Raw genomic sequence first — 18,557 nt, 5'->3', positions numbered from 1 at the left:
AAGGTAATGGACGAACTGCGTATCGGAGGCGCCTCCTCCGGGTGGTATACCGAAACCGGATACCACGATGTATCGGTTCCCTTCCTCGTCAAGACTTGCCTGCCACCGCCACACGGCGACACGTAATGCCAGGATAAGGACTCCGATAATGGCACAAACCGGGACGGTCAAATTCTTCAATACCGAGAAGGGCTTCGGCTTCATCAAGCCGGACGACGGCGGCGTGGACATCTTCGTTCATATCTCGGCAGTGCAGGCATCCGGCCTGCCTGGCCTGGAGGAGAACCAGAAGGTCTCGTACGAAACCGAACCCGACAAGCGCGGCAAGGGCCCCAAGGCGGTCAACCTCGAAGCGGCCGACTGACGGCGGACCGAAGCGCCGATGAAACCGGCGCGAAAGTGCCGTAACGGCACAAAAATAGCTTGGGATAGCCCGCCGCGCATCGCACGGCGGGCTTTTTTGTCTCACACCTCCGTGGTGGAGTGCCGGAATGGAACAGAATCGTCTGGCACGCCACGTGCAAGGGCTCTGCCGAACGCCTCGCAAGGGGCCTAAACGGGAGATCGTCATGCAACGCCGAAATCGCTTGGCAATTCGCACGACCGCAGCCGCGCTGTCCTTTCTGATGCTGGCCTCGGGACCCGCTTCGAGCGAAACTTTCCTCGCCAGTAGCGGCGGCGGTGTCAGAACCGCCCAGATCATCGACTTTTCCGCTCAGAGCGAGGAATTTCTCGAGGATGGCGGTGGCATCCGGACTGCGCCCGATATCTACGTCACGGACGAGCGGGAAGAGTTGATCGAGGATGGGGGCGGCATACGAACCGCTCCCGATATCTATTCCACCAATGAACGGGAGGAGTTTCTGGAGGACGGCGGGTCGATCAAACGCAAGCCGAATTTCGACGTCCTGACCGTGCGTGGGCGAAATCGTGCTTGGCGCGCAATCGAGAAACAGGGGGCTTCGGCACGCTCGCAGGGTTCCTTCACGATGATATCCACCGGATCCTCCGATCGCCGCGCCCTGCCCTCCCGCGCCTCGGCATGGAAGCGGCATTCCGGCCTCGGCGCCATGCCGAACGGACCGCGAGTCATTGACGTGGCGCGCGAACGGCTGGATCGCCGTCCCATGCCGGCTTCCGGCATCGACATCATCGAGACCGGCGGCGCGAAGATCATCCGCATCGCTCCAAACTATGACCGACATGCCGCCGCAAAGTTGGATCGAAGCGCGCGCCCTGTGCGCAAGGCGCGCTCTGGCGAGCCGTGGACGCGGGAATGGCTGAGTGCCTGCACCCGCGCGTATCCCAGCTTCGATCCGAATTTCGGCACCTATATGGACGCGGCGGGCAAATCCCTGTTCTGCCCTGGCGGTTGATCGCGGCCCGACGGGGCGCGGCTATCAGGTCAGAAAGGGGTTGGTACGGCGCTCGTCGCCAAGGCGTCCGCCCGGCCCATGACCGCAGATGAAGCCGACATCGTCGCCGAGCGGCAGCACCTTCTGCTTGATCGAGTGGATCAGGGCAGCATGGTCGCCGCCCGGCAGGTCGGTACGCCCGATCGAACCGGCGAATAGGACGTCGCCGGCATGCAGGAACTTCGCTTGGCGATGGAAGAACACGACATGGCCGGGCGCGTGGCCCGGCGTGTGCAGCACCTCGAAGACATGCCCGGCGAAGCCGACCGTCTCGCCCTCTTCCAGCCAGCGGTCCGGCGTGCAATTGCGCACCGCGCCGCCGACGCCGAACATCAGCGCCTGGTTCTCGAGACCTGACAGCAAAAACGCGTCGTCCCGATGGGGTCCGACGATGTCGACGCCGAGCCGCTCCTTCAGCTCCATCGCACCGCCCGCGTGGTCGATATGGCCGTGGGTCAGCCAGATCGCCTCGATGGCAATGCCGGCGGCCTCGATCGCCGCGACGATCCGCTCGACATCGCCGCCGGGGTCGACCACGACGCCGGTCTTGGCCTCGGTGTCATAGAGGATGCAGCAGTTCTGCTGGAACGGCGTGACGGGCACGATCTCGGCGCTGAGTTGTGTCAAAACGGGAGTCTCCTCAACCAGTTGTGCGTCGGCGTTGATGTCCAGCCTTAGCCAGGATCGCGCGGCCGCCATGTTGAGCACGGGATAACCGCCGCTGCCCCTTGGCGCAAATGCTGCTTGGCTCTGGGAAAGCTTTCGCGAAACGCTTGGACGTGATTTCCGCGATGCGCGGACCTATGTCGTCGCGATCCAGATGACGTGCCGGGCGCCACGGCCCGTGCGGCTGGCGCGCACACGCGCCTCGTCGACGCTGAAGCCGGCCCGGCGAAGCCGTCCGGTAAAGCCGCTGTCCGGCCCTTGCGACCAGACCGCCAGCACCCCGCCTGGGCGCAGCGCGCGTCGCGCATCTTCCAGTCCTCCGAGATCGTAAAGACCGTCATTGGCGCGGCTCGTCAGACCCTCGGGGCCGTTGTCGACGTCCAGAAGGATCGCGTCATAAGCTGCCTTGCCGCCGCGAATGAGCTCGGCGACGTCCGTCACCGTTATGCTCACGCGGGGGTCGTCGAGGCTCCCGTCGACGAGATGCGCCATCGGGCCTTTCGCCCAGGCGACCACCGCCGGCACAAGCTCGGCGACAATCACGCTCGCGTCGCCGCCGAGATGGGAGAGGACGGCGCGGAGCGTAAACCCCATGCCGAGCCCGCCGACGAGGACGTGCGGCTTCGCCCGGTCGGCGATCCGCTCGCACGACAGTCGCGCGAGCGCTTCTTCCGAGCCCGAGAGCCGGCTGTTCATCAGCTCGTTGTCGCCGAGCATAATCGAGAACTCGGCGCCGCGCCGCATCAGCCGGAGCTCGCCTGCCTCGCCAGGGATCGCGGCGCTGTCGAGCTTTTGCCAGGGGATCATCGCCGCGCCACCCTCCGACCGGCCCGCCGGGCGCCCTACTCCGCCGCCGCCCGCTTCGGCTGCACGGCGTCGGTGTAATCCTCGACCAGCCGCCGGGTCGTCTCACCGGGCGTGAACCGCCAGTCGGCGATCTCGGAAACCGGGGTCACCTCGGCCGCCGTGCCACAGAGGAAGCATTCCTCGAAGCTGGCCAGTTCCTCCGGCATGATCACCCGCTCCTTGACCTCGATGCCGCGCTGGCGCGCGAGATCGATCACGGTGCGGCGAGTGATGCCGTCGAGGAAGCAGTCGGGCGTCGGCGTGTGCAGGACGCCGTCCTTGACGAAGAAGACGTTGGCGCCGGTCGCCTCGGCGACCTGGCCGCGCCAGTCGAGCATCATCGCGTCGGCATAGCCCTTGGCCTCCGCCGCGTGCTTGGAGATCGTGCAGATCATGTAGAGGCCGGTGGCCTTGGCCTTGGAGGGCGCCGTGCGCGGGTCCGGCCGGCGATACTCCGCCAGATCCAGCCGGATGCCCTTCATGCGCTGCTCGGGATCGAAATAGCTCGGCCATTGCCAGATGGCGATGGCCACGTTGATGCGGTTCTTCTGGGCCGAAACGCCCATCATCTCCGAGCCACGGAAGGCGATCGGCCGAACATAGGCGTCGGCAAAACCCTGCCGGTCGAGCAGTTCATTCGTCGCCGCGTCGATCTCGTCGGCGCTGTAGGGCAGCGTGAATCCGAGCATGCGACCGGATTCGATCAAGCGTTCGGTGTGCTCGCGCAGCTTGAAGACCGTGCCGCCATAGGCCCGCTCGCCCTCGAAGACGGCGCTGGCATAATGCAGCCCGTGCGTCAGCACGTGGATCTTGGCGTCCTTCCAGGGCACGAACTGGCCGTTGAACCAGATTTCGCCGTCAAGCTGGTCGAATGGAACATTGCTCATGGTGCTCGCGACGCCTATTCCGGCGTCCTCCCTATCATCATCTGGCGGCGGTCGACTGTCGGCCGAGGGGTGGATCCGCGTCAATGTCCCTGGCCCATTCATGGCGGACCAGCGACGGTTTCCACTCTTCGCCGTCCGGTGTAACAATGGTAGGAAATTACGTCAATAGTGCTGACCTAAATTATGGATGCTGCCCTGACCTCCGACGTGCGCGCGGACAATACCGCCGAAGCCATTGTGCGTGAGCCCCTGCCGACCTTCGGAAATCCGGACTTCCGGATGATCGAGTTGCTGTTCTTCGCCTATCGCGAATTCACCGCCGATGCCGATTCGATCCTTGCCCGCTACGGGTTCGGGCGCGCCCATCACCGTATCCTGCATTTCGTCAACCGCGCCCCTGGTATGACCATCACCGATCTCCTCGACCTGTTGCAGATCACCAAGCAATCGCTGTCGCGCGTGTTGCGCCAGCTCATCGACGATGGCTTCATCCGTCAGATGCCGGGGGTGGAGGATCGTCGACAGCGCTGCCTCTATCCGACCGTGAAGGGGCGCGAGCTGACGCTGGAGCTCTCGCGGGAGCAGGCACGTCGCATCGACGCGGCGTTGAGCGATGCCGCGCCCTCCGACGCGGCGCCGATCGGCGCCTTTCTCAGGCAGATGGCGGCGGACCGGCCGGCGACGCGCGAGTGGTTCAAGAAGCAAGGCATCAATTGGAAAGATCCGCTATGAACGAGCTTGCCGGGGAGACTTCGGGCGAGGTGACATCGCTGGGAGACGATGCCCCCCACATTCTCGTCGTCGACGACGACCGCCGCATCCGCTCGCTGCTGTCGCGGTTCTTGTCGGAGCAGAATTTTCGCGTCTCGATGGCCGCTAATGCCAGGGAGGCCCGGCGAATTCTCGATGGGCTCGACTTCGATCTCCTGATCGTCGATGTGATGATGCCCGGGGAGAATGGCATCGAGTTGGTGCGCTCCTTCCGCGCCGACCGTCAATCGCCGGTGCTGATGCTGACGGCGCGTTCGGAGACCGAGCAGCGGATCGAAGGACTGGAAGCCGGGGCCGACGATTATCTGCCCAAGCCATTCGATCCACGCGAACTGCTGCTGCGCATCAACAACATCCTGCGGCGCGGGAGCCAGGCCCCGATCCAGAAACTGGAACATGTGCGCTTCGGTCCGTTCACCTTCACGCTCTCCCGCCGCGAACTGAAACGCGGGCCGGAGATCATCCGCCTGACCGAACGCGAGCAAGAGATGATGTGCCAGTTCGCCGGCAATCCGGGCGAGACGATCCAGCGTCAGGATCTTCTTGCAGACGAGACGGAGGTTGGCGAGCGCACCGTCGACGTTCAGATCAACCGCCTGCGTCGCAAGATCGAAAGCGACCCGGCAAATCCCTTGTGGCTACAGACGGTGCGCGGCATCGGCTATCGCCTGAACACGGATTGAGGCCAGAGCGGTCGTGACCCTGATCGAACGCCTCATCCAAAAGCGGCCGTGGCGGTTCGGGGCGTCTACCCGGCGTCGCGCGTGGCGGCCGCGCTGGGGGTGGGGCAAGCTGCCGACGATCGACATCTGGCGGGGGCCCCTGCGACCCATTCCCCGCATCATCCAGCGTTTTATGCCGAAGGGGCTCTATGCACGCTCCCTGATCATCATCATCGCACCGGTGGTCCTGCTACAAGGCGTGGTGACGGTGGTGTTCATGGAGCGGCACTGGCAGCTCGTGACCCATAGGCTGTCGACCGCCGTGGTGCGCGACATCGCGGCTATTACCGACCTCGTCGAAGCACAGCCGCCGGGCAGCGACTATTCCCAGGTCATCGGCATCGCCCGCAACCGGCTTGGCCTCAACGTCTCGGTGCTCCCGCCGGGTCCCCTGCCCCCTCTGGCTCCCAAGCCGTTCTTCAACATCCTCGACGGCATCCTCAGCGAGGAGATCACCGACCGGATCGGACGACCGTTCTGGATCGACACGGTCGGCCAATCCAAGATCGTCGAAGTCCGCATCCAGCTGGACGACAAGGTTTTGCGCGTGTTCGCGCCGCGCAACTCCGCCTATGCTTCGAACACCCATATTTTCCTGGTGTGGATGGTCGGAACATCGTTGGTGCTGATGATCATCGCCATCCTGTTTCTACGCAACCAGATCCGTCCGATCCAGGCTCTGGCCGCGGCGGCCGAAGGTTTCGGGCGCGGCCAGCCAATGCCGCCGGACTTTCGCCCGCGCGGCGCTTCGGAGGTCCGGCGCGCCTCGCTTGCCTTCATCCAGATGCGCGACCGCATCGAGAGACAGATGGAACAGCGCACGGCCATGCTGACCGGCGTCAGCCACGATCTGCGGACCATCCTGACGCGTTTCCGACTGCAGCTTGCCCTGCTCGGCGAAGGCGAAGACCAGGACGAGTTGAACGCCGACGTCGACGAAATGCAGCGCATGCTTGAGGGTTATCTCGCCTTTGCCAAGGACGAGGCCGCCGAGGAGGTCGGTGAACTCGACCTTGTCCCTGTGCTCGGCAAATTCCGGACCGAAGCCAAATTGAAGGGCAAGCAGATCTCGGTCGAAATCACCGGCGATCCGCGCCTCGCGGTGCGGCCGGATTCCTTCACCCGCATGGTGACCAACGTCGTCACCAACGCCTTGCGCCACGGCGACCGCATCCGCGTCCGCGCCAACCACCAGGGGCGGTGGCTGACCATCACCGTCGAGGACAACGGCACCGGGATCGCCGCCGAACAGCGCGAGGAAGTCTTCAAGCCGTTTGTGCGGCTCGACACCGCCCGCAACATCGACAGCGGCGGCACCGGCCTCGGCCTTGCGATCGCCCGCGATATCGCCCGCAGCCACGGCGGCGACATTCTCCTGTCGGACAGCGATCTCGGCGGTTTGCGCGCGCTCATTCGCGTGCCGGCTTAAGCCCGCTCAAAACATCCGGCCGCCGTCGGGCACCGTGTGGCCTGGCCCGAGCAGCACGACCTCGCCAGCTGCGTCCGGTACGCCGAGGGTCAGCACCTCCGACATCATCGGGCCGATCTGCCGCGGCGGGAAATTGACGACGGCGAGCACCTGCCGGCCGACCAGCGCCTCGGCGTCATAATGCGCGGTGATCTGGGCGGAGGATTTCTTACGGCCGATCGGCGCGCCAAAGTCGATGGTCAGGCGAAACGCCGGCTTGCGCGCTTCGGGAAACGGCGCCGCCTCGACGATCGTGCCGACGCGGATATCGACCTTCATGAAATCGTCGAAGCCGATTTCCGGCGCCGGACCCTTGCCTGCCGACATTCACCTACTCCCTCGACAATGCCTCGGCACGGTCGCGCGCTGCCTGTACGGCCCGCCGCATCAGCGGCGCCAAACCGTCGTCCGCCATCAAGACATCGAGCGCGGCCTGGGTGGTACCGTTCGGCGAGGTGACGTTCCGGCGCAATTTTTCCGGCGTGTCCTCGGACCGGATCATCAACTCGCCCGCGCCGGCGACCGTGTGCCGCGCCAGCCGCATCGCGAGATCGGCCGGCAGTCCCGCCGTTTCGCCAGCTTTCGCCAGGCATTCGGCGAGATAGAACACATAGGCCGGGCCGCTGCCCGAGACGCCGGTGACCGCGTCGATCAGGACCTCGCTCTCGACCCATTCAACCGGGCCGCTAGCCGACAGGAGACCGTCCGCGACGGCGCGCCCCGCGGCCTCGACCCGCGCATTGGCGTAGGCACCCGTGATACCCCGGCCGATCAGCGCCGGCGTGTTCGGCATGGCGCGCACCACCGGTCGCTCACCCAGTTTCGCCTCGATCGCCGCCACCGAGGTTCCGGCGGCGATCGACACCACGAGGCTTGCCGGCTTGAGCGCCGCGCGTAACACCGGAAGCGCCTCCCCCATCACCTGCGGCTTGACCGCCAAAAGCACGACGTCGAACGCCTCACCCGGGACACCTGTCGCATGGCGCACGCCGTAGCGGTCGATCAGCGGGCGCAAGGCATCGCCGATCTTTGGATCGACGACGAGCACGCGCGATGGTTCCAGCCCACTTTCCAGCCAGCCGCCAAGCAGCGCCGCGCCCATGTTGCCGCCGCCCAGAAGCAGGATGCGCTGCTGCGCGCCGGCCATGCTCACGCTTCGCCTTCGGTCTCGAAAATCGCGCAAGCCAGCGCATCGTCGGCCATCTTGTCGGCCCACACGACGAACTGAAATGCCTGATAGAAGCGCTCGCAGCTTTCCAGCGCCGTCGCCAGCATCCGTTCGGCCTGCTGGCTGGTCGGCTCAGCGCCGCCGGACAGCAGCAGTGCGTGGCGGAACATCACCGCCCCTTCCTGCTGCCAGAGGTCGAAATGCCCGACGAGCAGCTTCTCGTTGATCAGCGCCAGTAGCCGGAGCACTTCGGAGCGACGATGCGCGGGGATCTTGAGGTCGAAGGCGCAGCCCAAATGCAGCGCCTCGATATTCTCCAGCCAGGAGAACGAAACCGAGTAATCGGTCCAGACTCCGGCCACCGCCACCGCGATCTCGTCGTCGCCCGAGCGCTCGAACGCCCATTCCCGAGCCGCAGCGACCCATTCGATCATATCGACCGGATGAGACTGCCTCAAAGAGGCAAATTCAATCAGACTCATGTCCACGTCCCCGTATCCAATTCGGCGGGGATGCCGATTGCCGCCAAGGCGCCCCGCAGGGGTGACACCGCCACCGCACAGCGTCGAATCACCCTTATGAATCAGCATATAGACCGCGAGTCCTCGCGCTAAGGGGCGTTAACCAAATATTCACCGTCAATCGATTTTGGCACCCCGGAGAAGGGCCTCGCCGGGAGTCTTAAGCGACTCTCGGCAAAGGATAATCCGGTTCGACCATAGGTTGTTCGAAAGTTGTTGATTGCCTGTGGAGAACCAGTCAGCCGGCCTTCGGCTTGGCACTGGGCACGCGTGCCTCGAGGTCATCAAGCCGCTTCTTCAGAACTTCGTTCTCCATACGCGCCTTCGCGGCCATGTCGCGAACAGCTTCAAATTCCTCGCGCTGGACGAGATCCATCTGGTTGAGGAAGCGCTCGCCCTGTGCCCTGAACACCGTCTCCACCTCACGGCGCACCCCTTGGGCGGCACCGGCGGCGTCGGTCATCATCCGCGCGAACTCGTCGAGCATTCGGTTGGGGCCCTGCCGGCCGGGACCTGAAGTGGACATGGATCGTCTCCGCTATGGTGTTGTGGCGTTGCTTCTGCTGGGAGGTAGAGAGCGCTTGGCCCCATGGCAATGGTCTGGCCTACCGGAACGCGGTTCGATCGGTTCCGCCGCCGCCGCAGATGGGCGTGAGCCGACCCCCGCAACGTTGCCGGAAGCCGGCCGGTTTCAGGAATTCTGGATCAATGCCTTGATGCGGACCTGAACGCCTTGCGGCAGGTATTTGATTTCGACACCGCCCGCGAGTTGACGCCCCAGCAGCCGTTCGAGCAGAGTCGTCCCGAATCCTCGCCGGGTAGGCAGGGAGACCGGCGGACCGTCCCTCTCGATCCAATCCAGGCTCAGCTTGCGCCCTTCCTGCGAGGCCTCGGTCATCCATCGGATGTCCAACCGACCCTCTTCGACCGACAGGGCTCCATATTTGGCGGCGTTCGTAGTCAATTCGTGGACCGCCATGGCGAGTGGCACGGCCGCATCGGCGGGCAGGAAGAAACGCGGCCCCTCGAGTTGCAGCCGTCCGCCGTCGTCATAGGGCTCCAATTCGGCGCGGAGAATGTGCTCCAATTCCGCCCCGTCCCACTCATTGTCGGTCAACAGTGTATGGCTTCTCGCCAGGGCGCCGATCCGATTGCCGATGCCGGCCTGAAATGTTTCCATGCTCTCGGATGTGCGCAAGGTGAAGTTGATGATCGACTGCACAGTGGCGAGATTGTTCTTCACACGGTGATGCAGCTCGCGAACCAGCAGAGCCTGCCGCTCCTCCGCGTGCCTTGCCTCGGTAATGTCGATGACCACCCCAATGAAGCCGATGACGGTGCCCGCCGCGTCGCGCTGCGGACGACCGCTCACCTCGATCTGTCGCCGCGCGCCGTCCGCCCGTTCGATGCCACATTCCAGGTGCCACTCGGTCTGACCTTCGACCGCGGATTGGAAACATGACTGGACCCGGTCGCGCTCCTCGGGCAGGACATGGTCGAGGAAGCGCTTGAAGCTCCACTCTACCACCGGCGTCTCGTAGCCGAAGATCGCATCATGTCGCGGTGTGCGATCGGCGCTGTCGCGGCCGATGTCGAGCGACCAGGCCCCGATGCGACCGGCATCGAGGGCGAGATGCAGACGCGCATCGCTGCCCTGCAGCGCCCGCTCTGCCCGGGCGCGTTCGACGGCGTCCCAGGTCTGGTCGGCGACTTCCCGGACAAGGCCAATCTCGTTGTCCGTCCACGCACGCGCCTCGGCGTGATTGACGTAAAGGCCGGCCTGCCAGCGGCCCTCGCGAATGATCGGCGCACCGATCAGCGAAACGGTCCCGATCTCGCCGAACAACGAGTCCGCGGTCAGCGGATCCGCTCGCGTATCGCTGATGCCCAGCGTCTTGCCGGCCCGAACCTCGGCCAAATAGCCTGTGCCGATGCCGATGGACGGCAAAGGCACCGTCAACAGCGGCAGCCGGCCATCGGTCCACCCCGACAGAAACTGAAGCGTGTCATCTTCCGCCATCTCGAAGAAACCGACCCGATCGACGACGAGATGTCGGCCAACTGCTTCGGCAGCGGCCTGCATCATGAATTGGTCGTCATGCGTCTTGCGTTGCCCATCCAGCAAACGCAGCAGCAGGTCCTGCCGCCGGTGGTTTTCGCGCAGGGCCGATTCCGACCGCGCACGCTGGACCTCCGCCCAAGTGCTCTCGGCGACCTCGCGTACGAGTCCTTTTTCGGATTCTGTCCAATGCCGGGGTTCCCGGCCGTGTACGTAAAGGACCCCGGCCAACGTGCCGTTCTTGACGAGCGGCACGGTCATCGCCGCGCAGGTACTGACCGACCGGAAGGCTTCGGCGACGTCCTCGCCCGAGGTCAACGGCTCCGTCAGAGCATCCGCGAATGCGACCGTATTGCCGGCGCGGAACTCGGCGATCAGCGCCGGACCAAAATCGTCGAGGCGATGACGGCCAGCGAGACTCGGCATCCCGGCGGCGCACCAATCGCGTTCAACGAAAAACATGGTGTCGGCTTCGATCTCGGCATAGCCCACGCGATCGGCACGCAGGTGGAGGCCGAGGGTTTCGGCGGCGGCGAACATTACCTCGCGCGGATCGTCCAGATCGCGGAGCCGGTCCTTGAGCGCTATCCGAAAATTCAGGCGCCGATCGGCCAGCACGTCGCCGGTGGTTTCGACGCTGATCACCAGAATGCCGCCGACCGTTTCGCTCTGAGTGTAGATCGGCGAACAGGAGAAGCTGAAATACCGCTCCTCCTCGAGGCCACCCGGAATGACGATCGGCAAGTTGTCGGCCCCCGTCGTCTCACCCGCGAGGGCGCCTTCAACGAAGGGTCGCACGCCCGACCAGATCTCCTCCCATACCTGCGCCAAAGGGCGGCCTAGTGCGTCGCAATGCCGGTCGTTCAGGAGCGGTGCATAACTGTCGTTGTACAGGACGCGCAGGTCGGGGCCCCATGCGGCCAGCATGGGAACCTTCGAGCCAAGCAGCGTTCGCACGGTCGTCAGCAACGGCAACGACCAGTCCTGCGGGGGACCGAGCGGCGAATCCCGCCACATATGCGCCCGGATAAGCGCGCCCATCTTGCCGCCGCCGCGCAGGAAGGCGGGGACCGACGGGCCAATATGCGTTACGGACTTCTCTATCGCATCCATCCGCCATGCCCCAGGGCGGCACTACGCCAACCCTTCACTGCCACAAATCGTCCCGTTCCGTGAGACGTTCAGCCATGCTGCCACAGCAGAGGCTTTGTCGACCTTGGCGTGGCGTAACCACGCAACCTGCGATCTGTTCCATTATTGTCAATGGAAGCCGGATATTTCCGTTCCGGTCTCGGCGAAAAAAGCTCGACGACCAACGACCCCGGGAGCGGCGCTCCTAATCAGAGCTCCTCATGCCGCCGGATCGACTTGTGCGAGCCACGACCCGATCCGGGCGAGGATCGGTTCGGGCGGCTGATAGCCGGCGGTGACGAGGGCGTAATTGCCATCCGCCTGCGGCCCGGCGATCAGGGTTGGAAAGCCGGTGACGCCGGCGCGCTGGGACAACGCGAAATCACCCAGGGTTTCCTGTTTGGTTTCCTCGCGCGCGAACGCCGCCACAAATGCCGTGCGATCGAAGCCCAATTCAGCCGCCAGATCGGCCAGTGTGTCGGAGTTGGTGACGTCACGATTCTCGGCATAGAACGCTCGGGCGATCCTGTGTTCGAGCGCGATGGCCTTCTCGGGTCCGAGCTGGCGGCCGGTCACAACCGCCCGCGCGGCCGGTTCGGTATCGTAGACGAAGCCGTCCCGCTCGAAAAAGGCAAAGTCGAAGGGTTGCCCCGAGGCGTCGCGCACGTGCTCCCAATGGTTGCGGATATCTGCCTTGGCGCTCGCGTCCATCGGCTTGTCGGTAAACGGCCTGAGGCCGCCCAGCACGAGGCGGACTGCTAAATCCGGATAACGTTCGGCGATCGCATCCATGACCGGCGCGAAGCCCCAGCACCATGAGCACATGGGATCGGCGAAATAGATCAAATGGGGCGTTTGCGGCAATGAAGACGGGTTGTCGGACATGATGGCAATCGGCCTTTCGAGTCATGGGTGGCGATACAGCGCCGCGTCCTTCACCTGTCGCGCGGGGACATACCGGCAAGGGGCGTGTTGAGGGCTATCACCGTCCCGGCGGTTCGGGGCTCCCAACCACGCTTTCGTGAGCAACCAATTTGTTCAGGAGCCGTTCAGCTTCCCAATCGTTACCTAAGTGTTAAAGTATTGGTAATGCAGGAGGTCGACATGAAGTTCTTCAAATCGTTGGCAGTCAAATCCCTCGCACTGGGGCTTGCGCTGTCGGTGGCACCAGCCGCAGTGCCCGCCAACACACCCCTCGTCGGAATATCGCAGGCGGAGGCCGGTCACTATGGCGGCGGCTCCTTTGGCGGCGGTCGATATTACCGGGGAGGTCGTTATGACGGGGGCCATCGTGGCTTCCGCGGCAACCGCCGTTACTATCGTCGCCACCGCGGCCTCGGTTCCGGCGGCGCCGCGATCATCGGCGGTATCGTGGGCCTCGGCATCGGCGCAGCAATTGCTAGCCAACCGCGCTACTCCCGCCCGGCACCGCGTTATTATCGGGCCGCGCCCCGCTACTACCGCGGCAGGCCGGCGGCCTGGTCAGGCGAGTGGTATCGCTATTGCGCGGCCAAATACCGGTCGTTTGACGCGCGCTCGGGCACGTTCCAGCCCTATAATGGCCGGCGCCGCCTCTGCCGCTGACGTCATGGGCCGCAGATGGCCCGTCACGCACCAATCCACATCGAGACCGGAGGAACGGCCTCGATGTCTTGAAGCATCGCCCACGCGGAACGGGCGAACCAGTTAGCCCGTGCTGATGGAGCGTGTCGCCGCCTCCAGCCAGCCCCGGTCCTCGGCCCGCATCAACGGGGCGAGCGTCCCTCGCACCTCCGCGTGGTAGGCATCGACCCAGTCGACTTCCTCCCGGCTCATCAGCGTTGGCTCGATGAGCCGGTGGTCGATCGGCGCGAGCGTCAGTGTCGCGAAGGAATGCATCGCAAGATCGCCGCCCGCAATGGCTGTCGCGGGCTCGACCAGGATCAAATTCTCGATCCGGATGCCGTAGGCGCCCTCGCGGTAATATCCCGGCTCGTTGGACAGGATCATGCCGGCTTCGAGCACCGCCATGCCGCGCTTGGAGATCGATTGTGGCCCCTCATGCACGGCGAGATAGGAGCCGACGCCATGACCGGTGCCGTGGGCGTAGTCGCAGCCGGCCTTCCATAGGGCGATCCGGGCCAGCGGGTCGAGATCGACACCGCGCGTCCCTTTGGGAAACCGCGCCGTGGCGATGGCGATCATGCCTTTCAGCACCAGCGTGAACTTCGTCCGCATCTCGGCGCTTGGCTGGCCGATCGGAATCGTGCGGGTGATGTCGGTGGTGCCGTCCTCGTACTGGGCGCCGGAATCGAGCAGAAAGAGTTCACCCTGCCCGAGAGGCCGGTCGCTCCCCCGGTTGACACGATAATGCACGATCGCGCCGTTCGGACCGGAACCGGCGATCGTATCGAAGGAAATGTCCCTCAAGGGGTGCCCGTCCCGCTCGCCATACTCGGCGCGCAACGATTCCAGCCGCTGGGCTGCGGCGATCTCGGTGATGCTTCCCGGCGGCTGCCGATCGAGCCAGGCGAGAAAGCTCGAGACCGCCGCGCCGTCGCGTCGGTGAGCGGTCCGCGAACCGGCGATCTCGCCGGTATTCTTGATCGCCCGTGGCAGCCGCGCCGGGTCCGGCATGTCGACGAGCGTGCCGCCGGCCGCCTCTACGATGGTCGCCAGTCGCGCGGCGCCCAATTGCGGATCGAGACCGATCGCGCGGTCGGCCGCCTCCCGCTTCAACGCGGCCTCGAAATCGTCCGGCGATGCCAGATCGCAAAGCGCCGCGAGATAGTCCCTGACCTCGGGGTCGAGCTTGTCCGGATCGACGAACAGGGTCGGACGGCCGTCGGCGCGCAGGATGGCAAAGGCCAGCATCAGCGGGGTGTGCGGCACGTCGGCGCCGCGAATATTGAAGGTCCAGGCGATCGAGGCGGGGTCGGTGAGAAGCGCGGCGTCGGCCTTCGCGTCGCCGATCCGCCTGGCCAGATCGGCCAGCTTGCCCGCCGCCGGGCGTCCGGCGAAGCGCTCCGGATGGATAACCGCCCGCGCCTTCGGCGGCGCCGGCCGATCGTTCCAGATCCGGTCGATCGGATTGGCCGGAAGCGCGACGAGCTGTCCGCCATCCGCCTCGATAGCGTCCGCCAGCGTCCGAATCTCCGCCACCGTATGCAGCCACGGATCGTAGCCGATGCGCTTGCCGGGCGCGGCGACCGTCAGAAAGTCGGTTAGCGAGGTTTCGACGGACGATAACGGCTCGAAGACCGCGGGATCGATTTCGGAGCGGACCTGCAACGTGTATCGCCCATCGACCAGAATCACGGCGCGATCGGCGAGAACGGCCGCCGCCCCCGCCGAGCCGGAAAAGCCGGTCAGCCATTCGAGCCGCGCGGCCGAGGGGGGGATATACTCGCCCTGGTGCTCGTCGGCGCGCGGGACGATGAAACCGTCGATGCCGGATTCCCCGAACCCGGCGCGGAGCTGGCGGACCCGTTCGGCACTGCGCGAGAAATCGGTGGTCTGGTCGAAATTCTGAAACATCGGCGGCTCTGGCAGGAAACGAGTAAGGACGGGGTGAAAACGGCGCGACCCGCGGCCGACCGCGGGGACCATAAGCGGGCAGAGCGCGGCGCGAAAGGTTAACGAGACATGAATCGCCCTACCGTTGTGCAATGCAATAAAGGGCAGGCACCTATGCAGGAATGACTCTACCTGAATCGGACCCCAGGTCGCATATTGGTTGCAAGGGGAGGCCAGCAAACCGCATCAGGAGATATTGCGATGGCCACGACGACCTACACCGAATTGTCCCACCGCGGCACCGGCCGCTCCAAAGGCTTCATGCGCAGCATGCTGGACCGCATGATCGAAGCGCGCGAGCGCGAGGCCCGACGCTACATCGAAGACCGCATGGCGTTTCTCGGACGCGATGGCTTCGAGCTGGGCGGGCGAGAGTCGCTGTTCGAGGGGCGCACGCCCGAGCGTCGCTGATCCCGGCAGGCGTTCCGGAGCATCGAGAGACGCTTCGCGCGCCATCGGCACGTCACACAGCATCAAAACGCCGGCCGCAGGAACTGCGCGCCGGCGTTTTCGCGTCTTGAGGCTGCTTGTACCCCTCATCGGGCCAGATGCAGCGTCACCCAGTCGCCGATCACCAGCGTGCGCCGATGGAAAAGCCCTTGCACGCGAAAGGCCGCCAGAACCGCGTCCCGCTGGCTGACCAGAATGCCCGACAGCACGATGTCGCCGCGCCGCGCCAGATGCCGCGCGAATTGCGGCGCCAGTTGCATCAGCGGCCCGGCGAGAATGTTCGCGACGATCAGATCGAACGGCGCGCGCGCGCGGATCCCCGGCGCGGCGAAGCCGACCGCAGTGACGCTGGTGACGAAGGGGGCGACGCCATTGGCGACCACATTGGCCTTGGCGACGCGCACGGCCACGGGATCGATGTCGGTCGCGAGCACCGGGACGCGGGCGAGCTTGGCCAGGCCGATCGCCAGCACCGCGCTTCCGGTGCCGAGGTCGAGCGCGTTGCGCGGACGGCGCCGCGTAGCGATCTGTCCGATCATCGTCAAACAACCGGCCGTCGTGCCGTGATGGCCGGTGCCGAAGGCTTGCCCGGCCTCGATCTCGATAGAGAGGTCGTTGGCGGCGATCTTGTCGCGATCATGAGCCCCATGGACGAGGAAGCGGCCGGCACGCACCGGCTTCAATGCCTTGAGTACGTCGGCCATCCAATCCTTGTCGGGAAGCTCTTCGCGCTCGATTCGACCCGCCAGAGCCGGGCCGACCGCCTCGGCGAAGATGCCTTCCCAGGCGTGGGCGTCGGCGGCGTCGAAATAGGCGGAGACCTCGAAAAGCCCCCTCGCCTCGTCGATCTCGCTAATCGCCACCGGAACGCCGTCGTCCTCGAACGCCCTGTCGACGGCGCCGTAGATCGCCTCGGCCCCGGCCCTGTCGGCCCGGACGAAATAGCGCGTCTGGGCCATCAGAGGCTCGCCGCCGCCGCGTTCGCGGATGCGGTCTCGCTCGTCTTGCGGGCCTTCTCAGCGCGGGCCTCGCGCTCGGTCGTCGTTGCCTTCACGATCTTATCCTGCTCGCGCTCCGGCCGGGGCGGACCGAAGGAAATGATGGTGTCTCCTTCGTCGGGTTCGCCCGATCCTTCGGATGCAGCGAAGACGAGACTTTCCGATGGCTTGATCCACAACAGGACGTGGGTTTCCTCCGGCCGCGTCTCGGCGAAGCGCTCGTAACCAAATTCGTCGGTCAGCCGCGTTGCCTGGAAGGTCCAGCCGTCGACGATGAGATCGCGCAGCTCGGCATAGCTCTTGCCGGGCTTGAACAAGGGCAGGCCGCCGATGGTGAAGTTCATCGACTGGCGATCGGAAACCCCCAGATCGCCGATCTGGAATACATCGGAACGGCCGATCTCCGGCGCGAAATCCGTGCAGATCAAGGCGTTGTAGGCGTCGTTGTCGGTGGCGGCCACCATGTGGTCGAAGCGCGAGAGGTTAAGTGAGTGGTGGGCCTGCTCCGACAGAATCTCGCCATACCAGACCTCGACTTCGGCCAGCCGCGCTTCGGAGGCGCGCGACCAATTGCCGTCGGCGATGAGAACCGGAACCTCCTGCGCCTTCAGGCGGCGGGCGAAGGCGATGGTAAAGCGGGACGCGCCGACGAAGAGGACGCCCGGCCGATCCGCCGATCGCAGATCGAGAAGGCGTGCCAGCGGCCCCAGCGAAAAGCCGTGCAGGAGGATCGTGGCGGCGACCAGGGCGAAGGTATAGGCGATCATCCGGTCGCCATCGGCCACCCCGATCCGCGTAAGCGTCGCGCCGAACAGGCCGGCGACGGCAACCGCGACGATACCGCGCGGTGCGATCCAGCCGACAAGCAGCCGCTCCTTCCAGCTGAGCCCGGCGCCGATCGTCGCCACGAAGACGGCCAGCGGCCGCACCAGGAACAGCACGACGGCCAGAAAGCCGACGACCCGCCATTCGAGGCTGCGGATCACGTCCATCTGCAAAGAGGCGGTCAGTACGATGAACAGACCCGAGACGAGCAGCGTGGTGATCGTTTCCTTGAACCGCCGGAGTTCGGTGATGCTGGCGATCCGGGCATTGGCCATGGTGATGCCCATCACCGTCACGGTCAGCAGCCCGGCCTCCTCAAGCACCAGATTGGTGATCGAATTCATCGCGACGACTGCCGCGAAGAGGATCGGTGCCTTCAGATATTCGGGAGCATGGCCACGGGTGAACAGCCAACTGAGCGCGCGCCCAGCCGCGATGCCGCCGGGCACCGCGATGACGATCGCCAGGATCACGTTGAGGATCAGGTTCTCGGCCTCGTGGGAGCCGTTCAGGACGAGGAAGGTTTCGAAGGAGATGACCGCGAACAACGCGCCGAGCGGGTCGTTGACGATCGCCTCCCATCTGAGGATCGACGCCGGCCGGGTCTTCAGTTTGGCGTGGCGCAGGAGCGGCATGATCACCGTCGGCCCGGTGACCACCAGGACCGCGCCGAGGATGATCGCGGTCGGCCAGGACAAATTGCCGACATAGTGGGCGGCGAGCGCGGTCATGATCCAGACCAGCGGTCCGGACACGATGACGATGCGCCTGACCGCCTTCGACGTTTCCCGTATCTCCCGGAAATTCAGCGTCAGCCCGCCCTCGAACAGTACGATCGCGACCGCGGTCGACACCAGCGGCGTATAGAGTTCGCCGAAATCCGCGCGCGGATTCATGAATCCGGTGAACGGACCGAAAAAGAGACCAACGGCGAGCAGGAGCACGATCGCCGGGATCTGCAGGCGCCAGGCCAGCCACTGCGAGGCGATGCCCGCGGCGCCGATGAGGGCGATCTGGGCGGCGAGATCATCCATATACGATTATCCTTGCGAACGACGACGCCCAACTAGGCCAG

19 protein-coding genes are annotated in these 18,557 nt (G+C 65.1%); 7 read left to right on the top strand and 12 right to left on the bottom strand.

Translation table 11 applies throughout. The features are described 5' to 3' along the window. The first annotated feature begins 148 nt into the window (after positions 1-148). Both VQ045_RS07555 and VQ045_RS07550 read left to right on the top strand, forming a co-directional pair. The gene (locus VQ045_RS07555; protein ID WP_327623082.1) at positions 149-364 is read left to right on the top strand and encodes a cold-shock protein; all 216 of its coding nucleotides are present in this window, start codon (positions 149-151) and stop codon (positions 362-364) included. A gap of 205 nt (positions 365-569) precedes the next feature. Continuing rightward, positions 570-1,376: a hypothetical protein gene (locus VQ045_RS07550; protein ID WP_331829679.1), complete on the top strand. Its 807-nt coding sequence runs from the start codon at positions 570-572 to the stop codon at positions 1,374-1,376. Between the two features lie 24 nt (positions 1,377-1,400). Here the strand turns inward: VQ045_RS07550 and VQ045_RS07545 are convergent, their stop codons facing one another. The 3 genes from VQ045_RS07545 to VQ045_RS07535 form a co-directional block, all read right to left on the bottom strand. Beyond that, positions 1,401-2,042 (bottom strand): MBL fold metallo-hydrolase, encoded by a 642-nt coding sequence (locus VQ045_RS07545; protein WP_331829678.1) that lies wholly within the window; start codon positions 2,040-2,042, stop codon positions 1,401-1,403. A gap of 174 nt (positions 2,043-2,216) precedes the next feature. Continuing rightward, complete coding sequence (locus tag VQ045_RS07540; protein ID WP_331829677.1) at positions 2,217-2,888, bottom strand: spermidine synthase; 672 nt, start codon at positions 2,886-2,888, stop codon at positions 2,217-2,219. Between the two features lie 35 nt (positions 2,889-2,923). Continuing rightward, positions 2,924-3,814 (bottom strand): branched-chain amino acid aminotransferase, encoded by an 891-nt coding sequence (locus tag VQ045_RS07535; protein ID WP_331829676.1) that lies wholly within the window; start codon positions 3,812-3,814, stop codon positions 2,924-2,926. A gap of 183 nt (positions 3,815-3,997) precedes the next feature. Here VQ045_RS07535 and VQ045_RS07530 point away from each other — a divergent pair, with 183 nt between their 5' ends. The 3 genes from VQ045_RS07530 (at position 3,998) to VQ045_RS07520 (ending at position 6,736) form a co-directional block, all read left to right on the top strand. Beyond that, a complete protein-coding gene (locus VQ045_RS07530; protein ID WP_331829675.1) occupies positions 3,998-4,546 on the top strand; it encodes a MarR family winged helix-turn-helix transcriptional regulator in 549 nt (182 codons plus the stop codon). Then, a complete protein-coding gene (locus tag VQ045_RS07525) occupies positions 4,543-5,268 on the top strand; it encodes a response regulator transcription factor (protein WP_331829674.1) in 726 nt (241 codons plus the stop codon). The genes VQ045_RS07530 and VQ045_RS07525 overlap by 4 nt, the downstream gene beginning before the upstream one ends. Before the next feature lie 172 nt (positions 5,269-5,440). Continuing rightward, positions 5,441-6,736 (top strand): ATP-binding protein, encoded by a 1,296-nt coding sequence (locus VQ045_RS07520; RefSeq protein ID WP_331829692.1) that lies wholly within the window; start codon positions 5,441-5,443, stop codon positions 6,734-6,736. Positions 6,737-6,742: 6 nt separating this feature from the next. On the opposite strand, the gene VQ045_RS07515 is transcribed toward VQ045_RS07520, so the two are convergent. The 6 genes from VQ045_RS07515 to VQ045_RS07490 all read right to left on the bottom strand — a co-directional run bounded on the left by VQ045_RS07515 (position 6,743) and on the right by VQ045_RS07490 (position 12,539). After that, a complete protein-coding gene (locus VQ045_RS07515; protein WP_327646985.1) occupies positions 6,743-7,102 on the bottom strand; it encodes a tRNA-binding protein in 360 nt (119 codons plus the stop codon). A 4-nt stretch (positions 7,103-7,106) separates the two neighbouring features. After that, positions 7,107-7,922 carry a pyrroline-5-carboxylate reductase gene (gene proC / locus VQ045_RS07510; protein ID WP_331829691.1) on the bottom strand — a complete coding sequence of 272 codons (816 nt, stop codon included), beginning with the start codon at positions 7,920-7,922 and terminating at the stop codon, positions 7,107-7,109. Between the two features lie 2 nt (positions 7,923-7,924). Then, positions 7,925-8,425 (bottom strand): YbjN domain-containing protein, encoded by a 501-nt coding sequence (locus tag VQ045_RS07505; protein WP_206454212.1) that lies wholly within the window; start codon positions 8,423-8,425, stop codon positions 7,925-7,927. Between the two features lie 277 nt (positions 8,426-8,702). Then, a complete protein-coding gene (locus VQ045_RS07500) occupies positions 8,703-8,951 on the bottom strand; it encodes an accessory factor UbiK family protein (protein ID WP_327623073.1) in 249 nt (82 codons plus the stop codon). Positions 8,952-9,155: 204 nt separating this feature from the next. Next, positions 9,156-11,636: an HWE histidine kinase domain-containing protein gene (locus VQ045_RS07495; protein ID WP_331829673.1), complete on the bottom strand. Its 2,481-nt coding sequence runs from the start codon at positions 11,634-11,636 to the stop codon at positions 9,156-9,158. A gap of 237 nt (positions 11,637-11,873) precedes the next feature. After that, positions 11,874-12,539, bottom strand: a complete 666-nt coding sequence (locus tag VQ045_RS07490) for a DsbA family protein (RefSeq protein ID WP_327646989.1) — start codon at positions 12,537-12,539, stop codon at positions 11,874-11,876. 219 nt (positions 12,540-12,758) lie between these two features. Here VQ045_RS07490 and VQ045_RS07485 point away from each other — a divergent pair, with 219 nt between their 5' ends. Further along, positions 12,759-13,238 carry a BA14K family protein gene (locus tag VQ045_RS07485; protein ID WP_327646991.1) on the top strand — a complete coding sequence of 160 codons (480 nt, stop codon included), beginning with the start codon at positions 12,759-12,761 and terminating at the stop codon, positions 13,236-13,238. 102 nt (positions 13,239-13,340) lie between these two features. On the opposite strand, the gene VQ045_RS07480 is transcribed toward VQ045_RS07485, so the two are convergent. Further along, a complete protein-coding gene (locus VQ045_RS07480) occupies positions 13,341-15,170 on the bottom strand; it encodes an aminopeptidase P family protein (RefSeq protein WP_331829672.1) in 1,830 nt (609 codons plus the stop codon). A gap of 240 nt (positions 15,171-15,410) precedes the next feature. Between VQ045_RS07480 and VQ045_RS07475 the strand changes: the two genes are divergently transcribed. After that, a complete protein-coding gene (locus VQ045_RS07475) occupies positions 15,411-15,620 on the top strand; it encodes a hypothetical protein (protein ID WP_331829671.1) in 210 nt (69 codons plus the stop codon). Between the two features lie 125 nt (positions 15,621-15,745). Here VQ045_RS07475 and VQ045_RS07470 read toward each other — a convergent pair whose 3' ends face one another. Next, a complete protein-coding gene (locus VQ045_RS07470) occupies positions 15,746-16,618 on the bottom strand; it encodes a 50S ribosomal protein L11 methyltransferase (RefSeq protein ID WP_331829670.1) in 873 nt (290 codons plus the stop codon). Beyond that, positions 16,618-18,516 carry a cation:proton antiporter gene (locus tag VQ045_RS07465; protein ID WP_331829669.1) on the bottom strand — a complete coding sequence of 633 codons (1,899 nt, stop codon included), beginning with the start codon at positions 18,514-18,516 and terminating at the stop codon, positions 16,618-16,620. The genes VQ045_RS07470 and VQ045_RS07465 overlap by 1 nt, the downstream gene beginning before the upstream one ends. Between the last annotated feature and the right edge of the window lie 41 nt (positions 18,517-18,557).

The sequence above is a fragment of the Aurantimonas sp. E1-2-R+4 genome, from assembly GCF_036549515.1.
Classification (GTDB): Bacteria; Pseudomonadota; Alphaproteobacteria; order Rhizobiales; family Rhizobiaceae; genus Aurantimonas; species Aurantimonas coralicida_A.
This window is presented reverse-complemented; position numbering and strand designations above follow the sequence as displayed.

Bases quoted from the DNA above. Each gene is read 5' to 3' on its own strand.
- VQ045_RS07555 (WP_327623082.1), top strand. From the start codon at position 149: ATGGCACAAACCGGGACGGTCAAATTCTTCAATACCGAGAAGGGCTTC.
- VQ045_RS07550 (WP_331829679.1), top strand. From the start codon at position 570: ATGCAACGCCGAAATCGCTTGGCAATTCGCACGACCGCAGCCGCGCTG.
- VQ045_RS07540 (WP_331829677.1), bottom strand. From the start codon at position 2,888: ATGATCCCCTGGCAAAAGCTCGACAGCGCCGCGATCCCTGGCGAGGCA.
- VQ045_RS07535 (WP_331829676.1), bottom strand. From the start codon at position 3,814: ATGAGCAATGTTCCATTCGACCAGCTTGACGGCGAAATCTGGTTCAAC.
- VQ045_RS07530 (WP_331829675.1), top strand. From the start codon at position 3,998: ATGGATGCTGCCCTGACCTCCGACGTGCGCGCGGACAATACCGCCGAA.
- VQ045_RS07525 (WP_331829674.1), top strand. From the start codon at position 4,543: ATGAACGAGCTTGCCGGGGAGACTTCGGGCGAGGTGACATCGCTGGGA.
- VQ045_RS07520 (WP_331829692.1), top strand. From the start codon at position 5,441: ATGCCGAAGGGGCTCTATGCACGCTCCCTGATCATCATCATCGCACCG.
- VQ045_RS07515 (WP_327646985.1), bottom strand. From the start codon at position 7,102: ATGTCGGCAGGCAAGGGTCCGGCGCCGGAAATCGGCTTCGACGATTTC.
- proC (WP_331829691.1), bottom strand. From the start codon at position 7,922: ATGGCCGGCGCGCAGCAGCGCATCCTGCTTCTGGGCGGCGGCAACATG.
- VQ045_RS07505 (WP_206454212.1), bottom strand. From the start codon at position 8,425: ATGAGTCTGATTGAATTTGCCTCTTTGAGGCAGTCTCATCCGGTCGAT.
- VQ045_RS07500 (WP_327623073.1), bottom strand. From the start codon at position 8,951: ATGCTCGACGAGTTCGCGCGGATGATGACCGACGCCGCCGGTGCCGCC.
- VQ045_RS07495 (WP_331829673.1), bottom strand. From the start codon at position 11,636: ATGGATGCGATAGAGAAGTCCGTAACGCATATTGGCCCGTCGGTCCCC.
- VQ045_RS07490 (WP_327646989.1), bottom strand. From the start codon at position 12,539: ATGTCCGACAACCCGTCTTCATTGCCGCAAACGCCCCATTTGATCTAT.
- VQ045_RS07485 (WP_327646991.1), top strand. From the start codon at position 12,759: ATGAAGTTCTTCAAATCGTTGGCAGTCAAATCCCTCGCACTGGGGCTT.
- VQ045_RS07480 (WP_331829672.1), bottom strand. From the start codon at position 15,170: ATGTTTCAGAATTTCGACCAGACCACCGATTTCTCGCGCAGTGCCGAA.
- VQ045_RS07475 (WP_331829671.1), top strand. From the start codon at position 15,411: ATGGCCACGACGACCTACACCGAATTGTCCCACCGCGGCACCGGCCGC.
- VQ045_RS07470 (WP_331829670.1), bottom strand. From the start codon at position 16,618: ATGGCCCAGACGCGCTATTTCGTCCGGGCCGACAGGGCCGGGGCCGAG.
- VQ045_RS07465 (WP_331829669.1), bottom strand. From the start codon at position 18,516: ATGGATGATCTCGCCGCCCAGATCGCCCTCATCGGCGCCGCGGGCATC.